This is a genomic window from Microcoleus sp. T3_A4, assembly GCF_036700465.1.
Taxonomy (GTDB): domain Bacteria; phylum Cyanobacteriota; class Cyanobacteriia; order Cyanobacteriales; family Microcoleaceae; genus Microcoleus.
The window spans coordinates 50,335-65,958 of record NZ_JAUBOY010000029.1; the positions used below are offsets into that span (position 1 = coordinate 50,335).

Here is a 15,624-nt window from a genome sequence, read left to right on the forward strand (position 1 = left end):
TTTCTCTCTGAGTCATTTTTAATTGTTAATTGTCCTCAAATTCCCAAGCGCTGATACACTAAATCTAAGTGCCTCAATTGATACTGCGGATCGAAACAATCATCAATTTCTTTGGTCGTCATCTTAGCTGTTACCCGATCGTCCTTAGCAATTAAATTGTAGAAATTGCCGCCCGGTTTGTTCCAAGCTTCGTGAGCACAAGATTGCACAATTTTGTATGCGTCTTCGCGACTCGTGCCTTTTTCTACTAAGGCTAACATCACGCGCTGGCTGAAAATGACTCCGCCGTAAAGGTTCATGTTTCGCTTCATGTTTTCGGGATAGACTAGCAGGTGTTTTACTAAGTCTGTGGTTTCTACTAACATGAAGTGAGTTACTGTAGAACTGTCGGGCAAAATCATCCGTTCTACGGAACTGTGAGAGATGTCTCGTTCGTGCCAAAGTGCAACGTTTTCTAAGGCTGCGACGGCGTTGGCGCGGACGATTCTCGCCATTCCTGTGAGTCTTTCCGATCGAATCGGGTTGCGTTTGTGGGGCATGGCGGATGAGCCTTTTTGCCCTTTGGAAAAGAATTCTTCGACTTCGAGAACGTCGGTGCGTTGCAGGTTGCGGATTTCTACTGCAAAACGCTCGATCGATGCTGCTAACAGTGCTAAGGTTTGGACGTATTCGGCGTGTCGATCGCGCGAAATGACTTGAGTCGATGCGGTATCCGGTTCGAGTCCGAGGTTTTGACAGGCGATCGCTTCAATTCGCGGGTCAATATTAGCATAGGTTCCGACTGCGCCGGAGATTTTGCCGACTGCAATCGACGATCGCAAATGCACCAATCTTTCACGACTGCGAAAGACTTCTGCCAGCCATCCTGCTAGTTTAAAGCCAAAGGTGATGGGTTCGGCGTGAATTCCGTGCGATCGGCCAACCATGACGGTATTGCGATGCTGTTGAGCCTGATAGCGAATAGCTTGACTCAATTCTTCGACACGTTCTAACAAGATATTGACGCTGGCGACTAATTGCAGCGCCAAAGCAGTATCGAGCACATCGGAACTGGTTAAACCGAGGTGGATGTAGCGTCCGGCATCGCCTACATATTCGTTGACATTTGTCAAGAAGGCGATCATGTCGTGGCGGACTTCGGCTTCAATTTCGAGGACTCGTTTGGGGTCAAAATTAGCCTTAGCTTTGATTTCTTCGACTGCGGCGGCGGGGATGTAGCCGAGTTCGGCTTGAGCTTCGCAGACAGCGATTTCTACTTGCAGCCAGCTTTTGAGTTTGGCAGTTTCAGTCCAGATGTTGCCCATTTCGGGCAAAGTGTAGCGCTCTATCACGGTGGGAGTTGGGGAATGCGATCGTCCTATTGTACCTCTGCGAGGCCTCCGTCTTGAGTCGGGATGGGGAATTTCGGGCGATCGAACTTTCCAGATATGTGACACATCGTCCGTAGACTGATAGTCCGCAGAGACTGAAAATTGGCAGATGAGTCGATCGAAACAGAAGATTCTGCGTGCTTTAGGTCATCTGGTAAAGCAACGCAGGACAGCCTTGGGAATTTCGCAAGAGGAGCTTGGAATGCGGGCTAATTTAGACCGCACCTATATATCTGGAGTCGAACGCGGAGTCAGAAATCCGTCCATCACTGCAATTGCAAGTCTAGCTAGCGGCTTGGGCACAACAGTTTCCAATCTTCTCGAAAATCTAGAAATAGAAGCGGAAAATATAGAGTGAGCAATCAAGATTTAGCAGGAACAATTAAAGCTCAATTAAAACAAGACTCAACTCAATTCAGAGTCTTTAATCTCCTCTCAGACCAAAAATGGCACTGTCGGGAGTGCGAAGGCAAACAGATAGCCTCAGCTCAATATGCTGGCGGTGGCGGAATTCAGGGATTGCAGCGCGGAACAAGGAAGCGCCCCGGTCTGGTTATTGTAACAGAAAAGAGATACTGTCAAACTTGTCAGGCAACACGTTTGGGCGATTTGTGGACAGGAGAAATTAAATCAGCAAATTCTGCTGCTAACATACCCGCTTCTCTGGTAAAAAAAATTCTCGAAGTTTACTTTTATACAGATGTAATCGAACAGAGAAAACGAGCAGCTCATGAGTTAGTAATTGACCATAGATTCCCAATGGAGCGTTGGGGAGATAATGAGCCACCACACCTGGCATCTATGAGCGAATCTGAAATCAAGGCAAAGTTTCAGTTGCTCAAAAAAGATGCTTCAGGCAATCACAATCTTCTAAAATCTCGAAGTTGCGAACGCTGCATCAAAACAGGGAAAAGAGGCACACCTTTCGGAATCAAGTTTTGGTATGAAAGAGGCGAAGACTGGCTTTCCATACATCAGCGCGGCGCTGAGGCTGAGGAAGGCTGCACAGGATGTGGCTGGTATGATTTTGAAACTTGGAGAAATGCTCTCAATCAAAAACTAGCTGAATCTGTTCGAGAGGTTTAACAGTAACTAAGCTAGGTTTGTTAAGTGCAATATCAGCCAAATATGGAATAAGTGCAAAGCCGATACACTCTGCTAAACGGGGCGGCACGGCATTTCCAATTTGCCACATAGCCTTTTTCATTGAACCTTCAAAAATAAAGGAATCCGGGAAAGTTTGCAATCTAGCCATTTCACGAGCTGAAATAACGCGGTTGAGATAAGGATGAATATGAGTGCCGCCGTGATTTTCTTTAACAGTCATACTCGGTTTTCCCGGATACTGTCGCTTGAAAGCATCGGCGTAGCTTTCATACAAAGAACCGCCTGGTGGAACTTGAGCAAGTCTTTCCATGTACTCAACAGAATGACGAGTCCATTCGTGGTTAATTTCCGGTAGGCGAGTATACTCTGGTAAATCATCAATTGCTGACTCAATCGCTTTGTATTGTTCGGGTAACAATTGCGGCTTCGGATAGGGATTTGGCATCCCGAATCTATTGGCAATAAAAATGGCTCGCGGGCGGATTTGCGGGACTCCATAGGCGGCTGATTCCAGAACAGCAACGGACATATGGGGATAGCCAATTTCCTGAAAAGCCTCGCAAATGGCTTGCTTAACAGCTCCTTTTTGTATAGTCAATATTCCGGGTACGTTTTCCATGACAACATACCAAGGACGTATTTCAGAGACAACGCGGACAAACTCTCTAAATAAGCGATTTCGAGGGTCGTTGGGGTCGCGTTTTCCTGCAACTGAGAAGCCTTGACACGGCGGCCCGCCTACAACAACATGAACTTCTGGCGAACCAATTTCAGCGAGCAACTTTTGGGGATTTAAGTTTTTTATATCGTCGCACAAGTGATGGCAATCGGGAAAGTTTTTTGTATGAGTTGCCGAGGCGATCGCATTAATTTCAACACTTGCTACTGGTCGAAAACCTGCTTGCAATAAACCTTGGGTCATGCCGCCCGCACCGCAAAAAAGATCTACAAATGTATAGTCTGATTTTGGGAGTGACTGAGATTCAATATCAATGAATATCTTGTAGGGGTCGCAGTCATTTGCTTCTAGTTCGCGTTGGATGCGTTCGTAACGCCCTAATTTTGCTTTCTTCTGCTTTTTGGCAGGAATTAATTCTTCCTCGTTTGAGAACAAAGACAGTTGTATTGCTTCCATTTTATATTTGTTTACTGCGTTCTATCTGATGTTGCCCACTTGGGGCAGGGTGTAGGACTCGATCGCCCTTGGAGTCGGAGAGTGCGATCGTCTCACATATTGCACCATTCTCGCTTAACAGGCCCGACGACCTGTTCCACGAGTGAATTTTCTTGTGGGGTGGGCCCCAGAACCCGCCCATCAAAGGCTTATTGAGAATGGTGCAATATGTCAGTTGTCAGGCAGTATTCTCCTAAAAACCCGGTTTCTGAGTACCCGCGCCTCGATTTTCAGCTTTTAGAGAGATGTAAAAACTCGCCCGATCGCTACACAATTAACTAGGAACTCAGCAATTTTGGAGAAGAGGTGAATTGAAATTCGTTTCCGACCCGCAAATAAAAGTCAAAATCCGCAAAATGAACGAGCGGGTGCGGTGGCAAGAACAGTCGATCGTCGATCGGGGAATCGACCAAACTCGGATGGTTTTGGAATCTCCAACCACCGACTCTCCAGAGTTTTCGTTTTTAGTCGTAGGCGACAGCGGCACGGGCAATCACCGCGGCCACAATCCCCAGCGGCAGATTGCCGAACAAATGCTCTCGGAGCGCGAAACCTGCCGTTTCGTCCTCCACACCGGCGATGTAGTTTATCTCGTAGGTTCCAGCGAATATTACTTGCAAAACTTTATTCGCCCCTACCGAGAATTTATAGTCGGGGGGGAGGAGCCATCTCGGATTGCTTACGATCGCATGGTGTTTAACTTTCCGTTTTTGCCCGTACCGGGAAACCACGACTATTACGACTTGCCCATAGTCTACGGCATTCTGTCGGCGACAGCTTTGCCGCTGCGCCGGCTGTTGGGTTCCAAGTTGGATCTCGATGTCGGCTGGCACGGTTCCGATCGCGGAAATACCTACGCCAAAGCCTTTCTCGACTACCTCAAAGCTCACAAAATGCCGGGAGAGCTCGATCGCCACCTAGACGCCCACTACACCGCCAGCACCAGCACAGGCCGCTGCATCCGCTACCAACCCGGACGCTTTACCCGCTTACCCAACCGCTACTACACCTTCCGCAGCGGCGGCATCGACTTCTTCGCCCTCGACTCCAACACCTTCAACGAGCCCTTACCGATCCCGAAAACCAAACAGGGCGACATTCGCCGCCAGAATTTGGAACTAGATCGCCAGAGATTGGAGCAAGAAAAATCGGCAATGCTCGAAATGTGCGATCGGCTCAACCCCGAAATTCCCGAGGAAGCCGAACAGCTAGACGACTTGGGCGCCAAGTTAGAGCAAGTTGACGAAATGTTGATGGATATTGACAAACAACTGTCGCCCCACCAAACAGCCGCCACGGACGTTGAACAGCTCGAATGGCTGAAAAAAAGGCTGATTAACTCTTGGCGCGATTCCGAGGTGCGGGGGCGGGTAATTTACCTGCACCATCCCCCCTACGTGACTGAGGCGACAAAGTGGAATCAAGCTCAAACTTTGGCGGTTCGGTTGCGATTGCGCGAGGTGCTCGACGGGGTGGCCGATGCTGTTGGGGATGTGGCGCGGGGTCGTCCGCTAGTAGATTTGGTGCTGACTGGCCACGCTCACTGTTTGGAATACCTGCGGACTGGGAATACCGGACACGGCGACTCTGGGATTAATTGGATTATCTGCGGGGGAAGCGGCCACAGTCTCCGCCGCCAGCGCCCGGAAGGGCCTATGTTGCAGGAACCATTGAGTCCAGAAGCCGATCGCTTGGCGCGTGACGGCGGGCGATCGCAAAAAGCCGATCGGCGGATAGCGGAATCTTTGCTATTTGTCGGCCGCAGCGGTCAAGGTTCCCACAAACGCCGTCCTTATTCGTGTTTGCGGATTGATGTTCTCGACGGGTGTCCCCCCAAGTTCCGCATCCGACCTATGGTTGTCGAACGATTTGAGGGGAAATGGCAGGAGATCTCGATCGAACCTTTTGTGATTTAACTTTCGTTTTTCTGTAAGTCTTGATCGCCCTTAAAAAGGTGGACTTTGACCGATTCCGGTTCCCCCTTTTTTAAGGCTAGGGGGGATCGAGAGCGGAATGCTCGCACAAAATACTTGTATCAATTTAATTCAGGAGAAAAATTCAATGATTGCTAACTTAACCGCAACGGGCTGGGAAATTATTTACCACCGCGCCCATGCTTTGCTCGCCGCCCAACTTGGCGGACAGTGGAAGCGCTCGAAATCTCCGCTTCGCTTGTACGAAACCATAGCGGCTATTTCGCATCACGATGATTTGGAGAAAGAGTGGGAAGAAAATATTTTAACTGAAGCGGGCGCGCCCTTTGATTTTACCTTGCAGACGGAAACTTCTCTGCCGAAAATTAAAGCCATGACCGAGAATTCCCTATATCGCGGTAGGTGGGTAGCAATGCTGATTTCTATGCACATGAGCTATCTCAATGAAGGAAAGCGGGGAGAGTCGAAGGAACTCGACGAATTTTTGGACGAACAACTGGAAAATCAAAAAAAATGGCAAAAAGAGTTGAATATTTCTGAGGAAGATGCTAAGGCAGCTTATGCTTTTTTCCAGTGGTGCGATCGGCTATCATTAATTCTTTGCAGCCGCGAGTTACCCGCCGGAGAGCGAGCTTTAGAAATTAGTGTCGGCCCGGACGGTAAGCGCTACGATATTGTACAGCACAGCAACGAACTCGTGACTGTAACTCCTTGGCCTTTTGAAGAAGATAAGTTTACGGTGAACGTCGAAGCGTGTCTTTTGGATAAAGTCAAGTTCGACAGCAACAAGGAAATCAAGGAAGCGTTGCACAAAGCTCCCCGCGAAGTCTTAGAGTGGACTTTTGTCAAGTCTTAACTAAACCTTTGAAAAATAGGTGAGGATTGTTATCGAAGTTTAGCGGGCATGGCATTTGTGTTAACTTAATGTTAAAACCATGTCTAAATCAGGGTTATAGTTGAGTCTTGCTCCCCCTTAACTCCCCTTAATAAGGGGGGGATAAGAACAGTCAAAATGGGTCTTATTAAGGGGGATGCGATGGCGATCGAAACTTGGATACAAACGAAACGAAAAAATCTAGAGTTTCAGTTCAGCCATTACCCATTACCTATTACCTATTATCAACTATGAAACGTTCAGCTTGCCTAATTTTCAATCCCGTCGCCGGTAACAGCGACCCCGACCAAGACTTAGCTAGAATTCGGGAACTTTTAGAGCCTTTTATTGACTTAGACATTCGGCTGACAACCCCCGAATTAGACGCCGACCAAATCGCCCGCGAAGCAGTTGATAGAGGAGTTGAGGAAATTATTGCTTGCGGGGGCGACGGCACATTATCAGCAGTTGCTGGGGCGGTTGTCGGCACAAATATTCCTTTAGGAATTATTTCGCGGGGAACGGCTAATGCTTTTGCTAATGCTTTAGATATTCCCAATACAATTGAAACCGCTTGCGCCACTATTTTTGGAGGGTTGACACGGGTGGTGGATGCGGCGATTTGCAACGGGGAAATGCCGATGGTTTTGTTAGCTGGAGTGGGTTTTGAGGCAGAAACCGTCGAATTAGCAGATCGCGAAATGAAGAATCGCTGGGGAATGCTGGCTTACATTCTTTCAGGAATTAAACAGTTAAACAATTTAGAAAGATTTGAAGCGGAAATCGAAACCGAAGATAGAATAATCAGCCTTACTGCTGTGGCCGTCACCGTGGCAAATGCAGCGCCGCCTACTTCGATTTTAGCTCAAGGCCCGGCGGGGATTGTTTTTGATGACGGCTTGCTGGACGTGACGCTGGTTGCGCCTCAGAATAAAGCAGGGGCGATCGCAGCTTCTTATCACCTATTGCAAACAGCTTTGAGCGGCAATCCTACGGATCGCGACGACATCGGTTATTTGCGGGCAAAAAAAGTAACAATTAGTGCCGATCCGCCTCAAAAAGTGGTTGTAGACGGGGAAATCATCGGCATGACTCCGGTTTCTTTTGAGTGCGTTCCGGGAGGTTTAACTATTTTTGTACCGCGAATTGAAGAAGAGCCAGTGGTAGAAAAACTCACTGGTTTAGCGGACATCGAAATTACATTGAAACCCGTAACTTAAAATTTTTAGCTACACAAACAAAAAGAAAGACCGCGCGGGCGGTCTTTCTTTTTTAGGCGTCTAAAATTTGGCGAATGCGACGCTCCAAACGTTCGAGATCGAGTCCGCCTTCATCGCGGCTGATGCGGCGCACGGTGACGTTAACATTGCTCAAATCTGCCAGCAAATCTTGGAGGATTTCTTGTTGCTGCCGAGCTTGAGTTATTTCGCGTGGTTCCTGCACCAAATCACGAACAATTGTATCTTCGGCGCGTGAAGCAACGATCGGGTCTGCTTCGCCGTCTACGTGTACGAAAGTGCGCCGACCAGGCCCCCGTTCTTCTTCAATTGGTATTACTGCTGTTACTCGATCGGAGCGTACATATTTGCCAAACCCCAGGTGGACTAAGACAGAAGATTGTATTTTCATAGATAGCAACTTTTATTTGTTAGTTATCTATATTTTAACTTTTGCACTATGATATAACAACTAATATCCGAGCTATTTACACTACAATATGTGTCGGTATTTTCTATATTTAATCGTTGTCAATTTTACTAAAAAATGCTAACTTAATTAACTGGATATAACTTACAAGCCGTGGGTCAGAAACCGGGTTTTTTACGAAAATACTTCGCTCCTACCAGCAGATTCGGTAAAAAACCGGTTTCTTTGGTCGGAGCGCGTAAATCCTGTTAACATAAAATTAGAGCAGTTTGCGATACGCAGCGCATTTCAGGGACACAGCCTACCGATTCTAGATTTGAGCATTACTTCCACGGAAAAACAGGAAAGCCTAAATCATGCTAATTAGTCTCGACTTAGTTATCAGCCTCCTGACGACAATTCCCTTCGGCACCATCAAAGACAAGTTTCAGCGCAATGAAAGTGTCATCAAAATCTTAAAAAGATTTAACCTCGACCCCGATGCTCCGCCCGCAGATTTTAGCGGAGTTTATGTTTATACTTTAGTAGAGTACGGCGCTGGCAAACCCAAGCAGATTTTAGAACTGTTTCGCCAAAAAGAGATTGAATCAGCATTTCGCAAAGCTTTCGAGTCCGATAGCCCAGCCATTTTAATTCAAGCAGGCGATGAATATCTGAATAAGAGTGCTTTAGGCAAAGAAATTCGAGATTTAGGCATTGACCCCAGACGGGAATTCATGGCATTTGCCGCCGTGTTTATGGAAGTAGCAAAGCGGACGCGGACGCTGGGAGATGTGATGATGGGAAATTCGATCGCCTCTTTGCAAAAACGCCTATCTATGGTAATGGATCGCATCGAACGCCTCCCCACTATCGAAGGAATTCGCACCGAGTTTGCACGACTGGAAGCTGAAGATTATCCCGCACTTCCCGCCGCAGCATCAACTAATATTCAAAAGTCTCAAGCTTTTATTTTATCACAACAAGTTCGCGGGTGGTTTGAAACATTAAGTTATAAGTTTGAAACCTATCAAATCTCGGAAGATAACTATTTTGAATGGATTATCAATGTCCCCGTCAGACGCAATCGGTACGATCGCATTTTAGTGCGCGGAATTGCCGGAGAAGCGGGACTCAGGGATATCTCAGCTTTGCGCGAGTCGGTAGAAAGACAGCGCACCGATGAAGGGTGGTTAGTCACAGCCCGCCGCATCAGTCGCGCCGCGCGGGATGAGATAGAGAAAGCCGAAAATCGTAATTTAGCTTGTTATACTTTCGATGAATTGCTCGACCAAGATGCCGATTTTACCGCTTATCTGGATTGGCTAGAAAAAGAAATAACCAGCCGAGAAATTGATACCAAATATGTGCCGCTAGCCTGTACGAAAGAAGAAATTGATCCCGATACTCACCGCAAGATAGGCGTGAGTCATTATGACGGGCGAGATGGCTGGATCGAAGGTTATATTGACCTGTGGTTAGAAGACCCAGTAAAAGAACATATTTCAGTTTTAGGAGAATTTGGAACCGGGAAAACTTGGTTTGCGATGCACTATGCTTGGATGGCGCTACAACGCTACCGAGATGCTCAAAAGCGCGGCTTAGAACGTCCGCGTTTGCCGTTAGTAATTCCTTTGCGAGATTACGCCAAAGCAGTGAGTGTCGAGTCGCTATTTTCCGAGTTTTTCTTTCGGAAGCACGAGATACCTTTGGCGGGTTATTCTGCCTTTGAACAACTCAATCGCATGGGCAAGTTTCTGTTGATTTTCGATGGTTTTGATGAAATGGCCGCTAAGTGCGATCGGCAAGAAACCATCAACAACTTCTGGGAACTAGCAAAAGCCGTGGTTCCTGGCGCAAAAGTCATCCTCACTTGCCGTACCGAACACTTTCCTGAAGGCAAGGAAGGACGGGCATTGTTCAATGCAGAACTGCAAGCATCAACAACCATTCTAACAGGCGAAACTCCCCAATTTGAAGTCTTAGAATTAGAGAAATTTAACGACGAGCAAATTGGGCAAGCGCTGTCATTTCAAACAGAAGCGGCGACTGTCGAAAAAGTGATGGGAAACCCGCAGTTATTGGATTTAGCGCGTCGCCCGGTGATGACCGAGTTAATTTTGGAAGCATTGCCCGATATTGAAGCTGGAAAACCCGTGGATATGTCGCGAATCTATCTGTATGCGGTGCGGCGGAAAATAGAGAGAGATATCAAAGCAGAACGGACTTTTACTTCTTTGGCAGATAAGCTTTACTTTTTGTGCGAGTTATCGTGGGAAATGCTGTCAACCAACCAAATGAGCCTGAATTATCGCGGTTTTCCCGATCGCATTCGCAGCTTGTTTGGTTCAGTGGTGCAAGAGGAAAAAGACTTAGACCACTGGCACTACGACATGATGGGTCAAACGATGCTCATCCGCAATGCTGATGGGGATTATACTCCGGCGCACCGTTCGTTATTAGAGTTTTTTGTCGCTTATAAATTTGCAGCGGAATTGGGAGTTTTGGCCGCAGATTTTACCGAATTAGTGGCGCCTGAACAGTCTTGTGTAAATCCTGATGCAGAACCTCGATCGTACACTTGGTCTAATTATTGTCGGCTGCAAGCCCAGAAGAGAAATAATGGTGAGCTTATTGCGCCTTTGAAAGGATTTGCGGCGGAAGATTTAGGACAACTCCGTCAGAGTTTCGGACACGCGCCGCTGACAAAAGCAGTGATGGATTTGTTGTTACCAATGGTAGGGGCGGTGTCCTCGTGCCGGCCCTGCCTCGATGTAGCGGCAGCTACGGAGGAATTATTGGAAATTCTGGAAGCAACGCGGGGAAAAACTGAAAGTGAGGTAGGTTATGTGGGAGGGAATGCGGCGACGCTGTTGGTGAAAATCGATCGCACTGCGTTAGAAACAAAAGACCTTTCTCGTGCAGTTATTTTAGGTGCTGATTTGACAAATGCTAGCTTGCGTCGTGTCAATTTTGCTGAAGCGAATTTGGCTAATTCAGCTTTTACTAAAATGTTCGCTAGTGTTCGGTCAGTAATATTTAGTCCTGATGGCAAACTGTTAGCTACAGGTGATAGCGATGGCGTAGTTCGCTTGTGGGAAGCTAGCAGTGGCAGAGAAATATTGACCTGTAAAGGACATACCAACGTGGTGGAGTCAGTGGCCTTCAGTCCTGACGGTGAGATACTCGCTAGCGCGAGTTATGACAAAATAATCAAGTTATGGGATGTCCAGACGGGTGAATGTTTAAAAGTGTTGCAGGGACATACCGAATCAGTAATGTTTGTCACCTTCAATCCTGATGGAAATATACTTGCTAGTGGGAGTTTCGATCGCACGGTAAGGTTATGGGATATCCGCACGGGTGAATGCTGCAAAATTTTGCAAGACCATACTAAAGTTGTATTTTCAATTGCTTTCCATCCTGCTGGTGAGATGCTTGCCAGTGGCAGCGGCGACAAAACAGTGAGGCTATGGAATATCGGTACTGGTGAATGTCTCAAAACTTTGCAAGGTCATACTAAAAATGTGTTTTCAGTGGCTTTCAATTCTGCTGGTGAGATGCTGGCTAGTGGCAGCGCCGACAAAACAGTGAGGCTGTGGAATATCGGTAGCGGTGAATGTCTTAAAACTTTGGAGGGACATTTGGATCAAGTACGGTCTATCGCCTTTAGTTCTTCCGGGGAAATACTCGCAAGTGGAAGTTTCGATCGCACAGCAAAACTGTGGGATATCAACAGCGGTGAATGCTTGAATACTTTGCAAGGGCATAACGATCGAGTAGGGTCAGTCGCCTTCAGTCCAAACGGTGAAATACTTGTTAGTGGTAGTTATGATAAAACGCTGAGGCTGTGGGATATCAACAGCGGTGAATGCTTGAATACGCTGCAAGGGCATAGCAATCAAGTAAGGTCGATCGCCTTCAGTCCAAACGGTGAAATGTTTGCCAGCGGCGATGACGAAAAAACAGTCAAGCTGTGGGATGTCAGCAGCGGTAAGTGCCTCCAAATCTTGCACGGACATCTCGATCGGGTACATTTAGTTGCCTTCCATCCAAACGGTGAAATACTTGCTAGCGGAAGTTATGACCAAACGCTGAGGCTGTGGGATATCCGCAGTGGTGAATGCCTCCATATTTTGCTAGAGAGTGGAAAAGAAGTACGCTCAATCGCCTTCAGTCCTTCGGGTGAAATACTTGCGAGTGCAGGTTATAAACAAACGGTGAGGTTGTGGGATATCGGTACTGGCGAATGCCTCAAAACGTTGCACGGGCATAACAATTCTGTACACTCGGCTGCTTTCAGTCCTTTGGGCGAGATATTTGCCAGTGCAAGTTTTGACGGAACGGTGAGGTTGTGCGATATCCATACTGGTGAATGCCTCCAAATCTTACATGGGCATACGGGTTGGGTTCGCGCGATCGCCTTTAGCCAAAACGGTGAAATACTTGCCAGTGGAAGTGTCGATCGAACAATAAGACTATGGGATATCCATACTGGTGAATGTCTCCAAATCTTGCAGGGGCATACTGATTGGATACGTTCAGTTGCCTTTAGTTATTCTGGTGAAATAGTTGTTAGTGGAAGTGTCGATCTAACGGTAAGATTATGGGATATCCGTACTGGTGAATGTCTAAAAATTTTGCAATGTCATACCAGTAGAATTAACTCAGTTGCCTCCAGTTCAGATGGGAAAATTATTGCTGCTTGCAGTCGGGATGGCACAATTATACTTTGGGATGTTGAGACGGGTGAGTGCCTCAAAATACTGAAAAGTGACAGACCGTATGAACACATGAATATCAAGGGTGTTACGGGTTTAACGGAAGTTGAAAAAGCCACGCTCAAAGCTTTAGGGGCTGTTGAAAATTAATCATCGCCAAGGAGGAAATATGCAATCAGCAATACGGATTACAACCAAAGTTCTTGCAGGAAATAAACTTGAAATTCAAGTGCCACCTGGTTCTGTTGGCGAAGAGGTTGAAGTTTTTGTGATCATACCAGAAAAGGCTCAAGGCGGGCGGCGTAAAGTGTTGGAATTGCTTACAGAAATCCGCAGCCGTCATGTCTCCAGAACTGTTGAAGAAATTGACCGGGAACTAGAAGAAGAAAGAAACTCATGGGACAACTAAACCTACCATCCTCTGCTACAATTTACTTGGATACACAAGTCATTATTTACACCGTTGAAGCCAACCAGAATTACTATTCGGTTCTTCTACCCTTGTGGCTGAAGTTTCAAGCAGGTGAAATTGAACTGATGACCAGTGAATTGACGTTGCTGGAAACCTTAGTTTTCCCTCTAAAAAATGCTAACACTATCTTAGTCAGTGACTACGAACAACTTTTATTGTCCTCAGATATACAGCTAGTTCCCATCACTCAATCTGTACTGAGAACAGCAGCTAATTTAAGGGCTAACACCAATCTCAAAACCCCTGATGCTATTCATGCTGCGACAGCCATCACTGAAGGCTGTACGCTGTTTCTCACCAATGACAATGGATTTCGTAATGTTCCAAATCTATCTGTTGTCATCCTGAGTGATGTTTTGGCATCATAATCATAGGCGATCGCATTCCCAAAAGAATGCTATTCTTCCCTTTGGATATATCTGAAAACCTGTTCAACTGTCAGGTTGAGTTCGGGGAAGGCAGATGACAAAATACGATTTCTGATAGGACTTACCAACGGGTGGTCAGAAACCGGGTTTTTTACGAGAATACTTCGTTGAGGCCAGCAGAGGCGGCCAAAAACCCGGTTTCTAAGGTAGCCTACTGACTAAACTGTTGAGCGTAGTAGCCAGCATAGCGAGATCCCTTTTCCAGCAACTCCTCGTGCGTCCCAGATTCCACAATTCTGCCTTTTTCCAAAACTAAAATGCGATCGGCTCTCCGCACAGTAGCCAAGCGGTGAGCGATAATAAACACAGTGCGATCGCGCATCAATCTTTCCAGCGCCTCCTGCACTAAACCTTCGGATTCCGAATCCAGCGCCGATGTCGCTTCATCCAAAATCAATATTCTCGGATCAAGCAAAACTGCACGGGCGATCGCAATTCTTTGTTTTTGTCCCCCAGATAAATTTACACCCCTTTCTCCTACCCAAGTTTGATAACCGTCGGGAAACTCACTAATGAATTGATGAGCATTAGCAATCTCCGCAGCTTTTTGCACATCTTTCAGTTCATAATAAGATCGCCCAAAAGCAATATTTTGAGCAATTGTACCCGAAAATAAAATAGTTTCTTGTGGCACAATGCCGATTTGCCGACGCAGCGTATTTAAGGTCACATCTTGAATATCAATCCCATCAATTAAAATTTGTCCCGCTTGCGGATCGTAAAATCTCGGTAACAAGTTTACTAAAGTAGTTTTACCCGCACCGGATGCACCCACGAGAGCAATCATTTCTCCGGGAAGCACCAACAAACTCATGTTTTGCAGAATTGGTGTCTCTGAGTTATAGGCAAAATTAATATTGCGGTATTCGACTTTTCCGGTAACGTGGGGCAGTTCAATTGCACCCGATTTTTCGACTACAGCGGGTTCAATTGCTAATAGTTCAAAAATGCGATCGCTAGAAGCTTCTCCCTGCTTAAAATCCCCGTAATTAGCAGTTGTAATAGCGATGGGGTCAATTAAAAGTGCCACCCCTGCGATATAACTGATAAATTGAGTACCTGTGAGGTTTCCTTGAGAAATTTGCCAACCTCCCAGGAAAAAGAGCAAAATCACGCTCATCGCTTCCAGAAAGCCAACTACAACGAACTGAAGTGCTTTTATTCTTTCTGACAAATACTTAGCGCGGCGGTTTTGTTCTGCTTCTTCTGCAAAGCGCGCAATTTCGTAGTCTTCAGCCACAAATGCTTTGATTAAACGAATGCCACTGAATACTTCTGTCAGCAAAGCGGATAAATCAGAAATGCGATTTTGACTTTGGCGCGAGTAACTCAGCAGTCTTTCGCCAAACCAGCCAATTAAGATAGCCATCAGCGGTGCAATAATTAATGCACCTAAAGTTAATTGCCAGTTGAGATAAATCATATATCCCAGAACCGCAATTAGCTGCAAAACACAAGGAATAAACTGATGAAAAAATTTATTTACGACTTCGCCAATGCGGTCAATATCTTCGGTGAGGCGGTAGGATAAGTCTCCGGTTTTGGCAGTTTCAAAGTAGCCGATATTGAGTTTTTGCAGGTGGGAGTAGACTTTTTTGCGGATTTCTAAAGCAATAGTCAAAGCAGCTTTTGCCATCAGCGTATCTTGACCGTACTGGGCTGTACCGCGAATTAGAAAGATAATGGCGCTGAGTGCAGCAATTTGAGCGAACCCTTGTAAATCTCCTTTGCCTATAAATTTTGCTGTTTCGCCAACTAGCCACGCTATAATCGGCCAAAATATGGTAAATACTACGGTACAAGCTAATGCTTTACCGATGGTTTGTTTTTGGGGACGGAGGTAGGGTAAGATTTGCCAGTATGTCGATCGAGTTTTCAAGATATTTTGCCCTCGCAAATTCTGTTTTTGGGGATCTCT

Annotated in this window: 12 protein-coding genes; 8 read left to right on the forward strand and 4 right to left on the reverse strand. The window is 46.4% G+C overall.

The annotated features are described in order from the left end of the window. Window positions 1-35: 35 nt before the first annotated feature. Window positions 36-1,331: an adenylosuccinate lyase gene (purB, locus tag QUA07_RS17485; RefSeq protein ID WP_333327296.1), complete on the reverse strand. Its 1,296-nt coding sequence runs from the start codon at window positions 1,329-1,331 to the stop codon at window positions 36-38. Between the two features lie 148 nt (window positions 1,332-1,479). On the opposite strand from purB, the gene QUA07_RS17490 reads away from it, so the two are divergent. Then, window positions 1,480-1,728, forward strand: a complete 249-nt coding sequence (locus QUA07_RS17490; protein WP_333295673.1) for a helix-turn-helix transcriptional regulator — start codon at window positions 1,480-1,482, stop codon at window positions 1,726-1,728. After that, on the forward strand, window positions 1,725-2,456 hold the full coding sequence (locus QUA07_RS17495) for a restriction endonuclease (RefSeq protein WP_333327213.1): 732 nt from the start codon (window positions 1,725-1,727) through the stop codon (window positions 2,454-2,456). Before QUA07_RS17490 ends, QUA07_RS17495 begins: the two co-directional genes overlap by 4 nt. On the opposite strand, the gene QUA07_RS17500 is transcribed toward QUA07_RS17495, so the two are convergent. Next, window positions 2,419-3,612: a DNA cytosine methyltransferase gene (locus tag QUA07_RS17500; protein ID WP_333327215.1), complete on the reverse strand. Its 1,194-nt coding sequence runs from the start codon at window positions 3,610-3,612 to the stop codon at window positions 2,419-2,421. The two genes, QUA07_RS17495 and QUA07_RS17500, sit on opposite strands and share 38 nt — an antisense overlap. A 350-nt stretch (window positions 3,613-3,962) precedes the next feature. On the opposite strand from QUA07_RS17500, the gene QUA07_RS17505 reads away from it, so the two are divergent. The 3 genes from QUA07_RS17505 to QUA07_RS17515 all read left to right on the forward strand — a co-directional run bounded on the left by QUA07_RS17505 (window position 3,963) and on the right by QUA07_RS17515 (window position 7,679). After that, on the forward strand, window positions 3,963-5,567 hold the full coding sequence (locus tag QUA07_RS17505) for a metallophosphoesterase (RefSeq protein ID WP_333327217.1): 1,605 nt from the start codon (window positions 3,963-3,965) through the stop codon (window positions 5,565-5,567). A 145-nt stretch (window positions 5,568-5,712) separates the two neighbouring features. Continuing rightward, entirely contained in the window at window positions 5,713-6,441 is a 729-nt protein-coding gene (locus QUA07_RS17510; protein ID WP_333327221.1) for a DUF3891 family protein, read from the forward strand. A 269-nt stretch (window positions 6,442-6,710) separates the two neighbouring features. Next, window positions 6,711-7,679, forward strand: a complete 969-nt coding sequence (locus QUA07_RS17515; protein ID WP_333327223.1) for a YegS/Rv2252/BmrU family lipid kinase — start codon at window positions 6,711-6,713, stop codon at window positions 7,677-7,679. 52 nt (window positions 7,680-7,731) lie between these two features. On the opposite strand, the gene QUA07_RS17520 is transcribed toward QUA07_RS17515, so the two are convergent. Next, window positions 7,732-8,088, reverse strand: coding sequence for a hypothetical protein (locus QUA07_RS17520; RefSeq protein ID WP_006631047.1), 357 nt, complete (start codon window positions 8,086-8,088; stop codon window positions 7,732-7,734). A gap of 374 nt (window positions 8,089-8,462) precedes the next feature. On the opposite strand from QUA07_RS17520, the gene QUA07_RS17525 reads away from it, so the two are divergent. From QUA07_RS17525 to QUA07_RS17535, 3 genes are read left to right on the forward strand one after another with little or no spacing between them, the layout of a single operon-like run. Then, window positions 8,463-12,956: a WD40 domain-containing protein gene (locus QUA07_RS17525; protein ID WP_333327225.1), complete on the forward strand. Its 4,494-nt coding sequence runs from the start codon at window positions 8,463-8,465 to the stop codon at window positions 12,954-12,956. Between the two features lie 19 nt (window positions 12,957-12,975). Then, window positions 12,976-13,215, forward strand: a complete 240-nt coding sequence (locus tag QUA07_RS17530) for a hypothetical protein (protein ID WP_333327227.1) — start codon at window positions 12,976-12,978, stop codon at window positions 13,213-13,215. Next, window positions 13,203-13,646: a PIN domain-containing protein gene (locus tag QUA07_RS17535; RefSeq protein WP_333327229.1), complete on the forward strand. Its 444-nt coding sequence runs from the start codon at window positions 13,203-13,205 to the stop codon at window positions 13,644-13,646. The genes QUA07_RS17530 and QUA07_RS17535 overlap by 13 nt, the downstream gene beginning before the upstream one ends. Before the next feature lie 211 nt (window positions 13,647-13,857). Here QUA07_RS17535 and QUA07_RS17540 read toward each other — a convergent pair whose 3' ends face one another. After that, window positions 13,858-15,585, reverse strand: a complete 1,728-nt coding sequence (locus QUA07_RS17540) for an ABC transporter ATP-binding protein (protein WP_333327231.1) — start codon at window positions 15,583-15,585, stop codon at window positions 13,858-13,860. Between the last annotated feature and the right edge of the window lie 39 nt (window positions 15,586-15,624).

Excerpts from the sequence above, each read along its gene's own strand:
- QUA07_RS17490 (WP_333295673.1), top strand. The coding sequence starts at position 1,480 with ATGAGTCGATCGAAACAGAAGATTCTGCGTGCTTTAGGTCATCTGGTA.
- QUA07_RS17500 (WP_333327215.1), bottom strand. The coding sequence starts at position 3,612 with ATGGAAGCAATACAACTGTCTTTGTTCTCAAACGAGGAAGAATTAATT.
- QUA07_RS17510 (WP_333327221.1), top strand. The coding sequence starts at position 5,713 with ATGATTGCTAACTTAACCGCAACGGGCTGGGAAATTATTTACCACCGC.
- QUA07_RS17515 (WP_333327223.1), top strand. The coding sequence starts at position 6,711 with ATGAAACGTTCAGCTTGCCTAATTTTCAATCCCGTCGCCGGTAACAGC.
- QUA07_RS17520 (WP_006631047.1), bottom strand. The coding sequence starts at position 8,088 with ATGAAAATACAATCTTCTGTCTTAGTCCACCTGGGGTTTGGCAAATAT.
- QUA07_RS17525 (WP_333327225.1), top strand. The coding sequence starts at position 8,463 with ATGCTAATTAGTCTCGACTTAGTTATCAGCCTCCTGACGACAATTCCC.
- QUA07_RS17530 (WP_333327227.1), top strand. The coding sequence starts at position 12,976 with ATGCAATCAGCAATACGGATTACAACCAAAGTTCTTGCAGGAAATAAA.
- QUA07_RS17535 (WP_333327229.1), top strand. The coding sequence starts at position 13,203 with ATGGGACAACTAAACCTACCATCCTCTGCTACAATTTACTTGGATACA.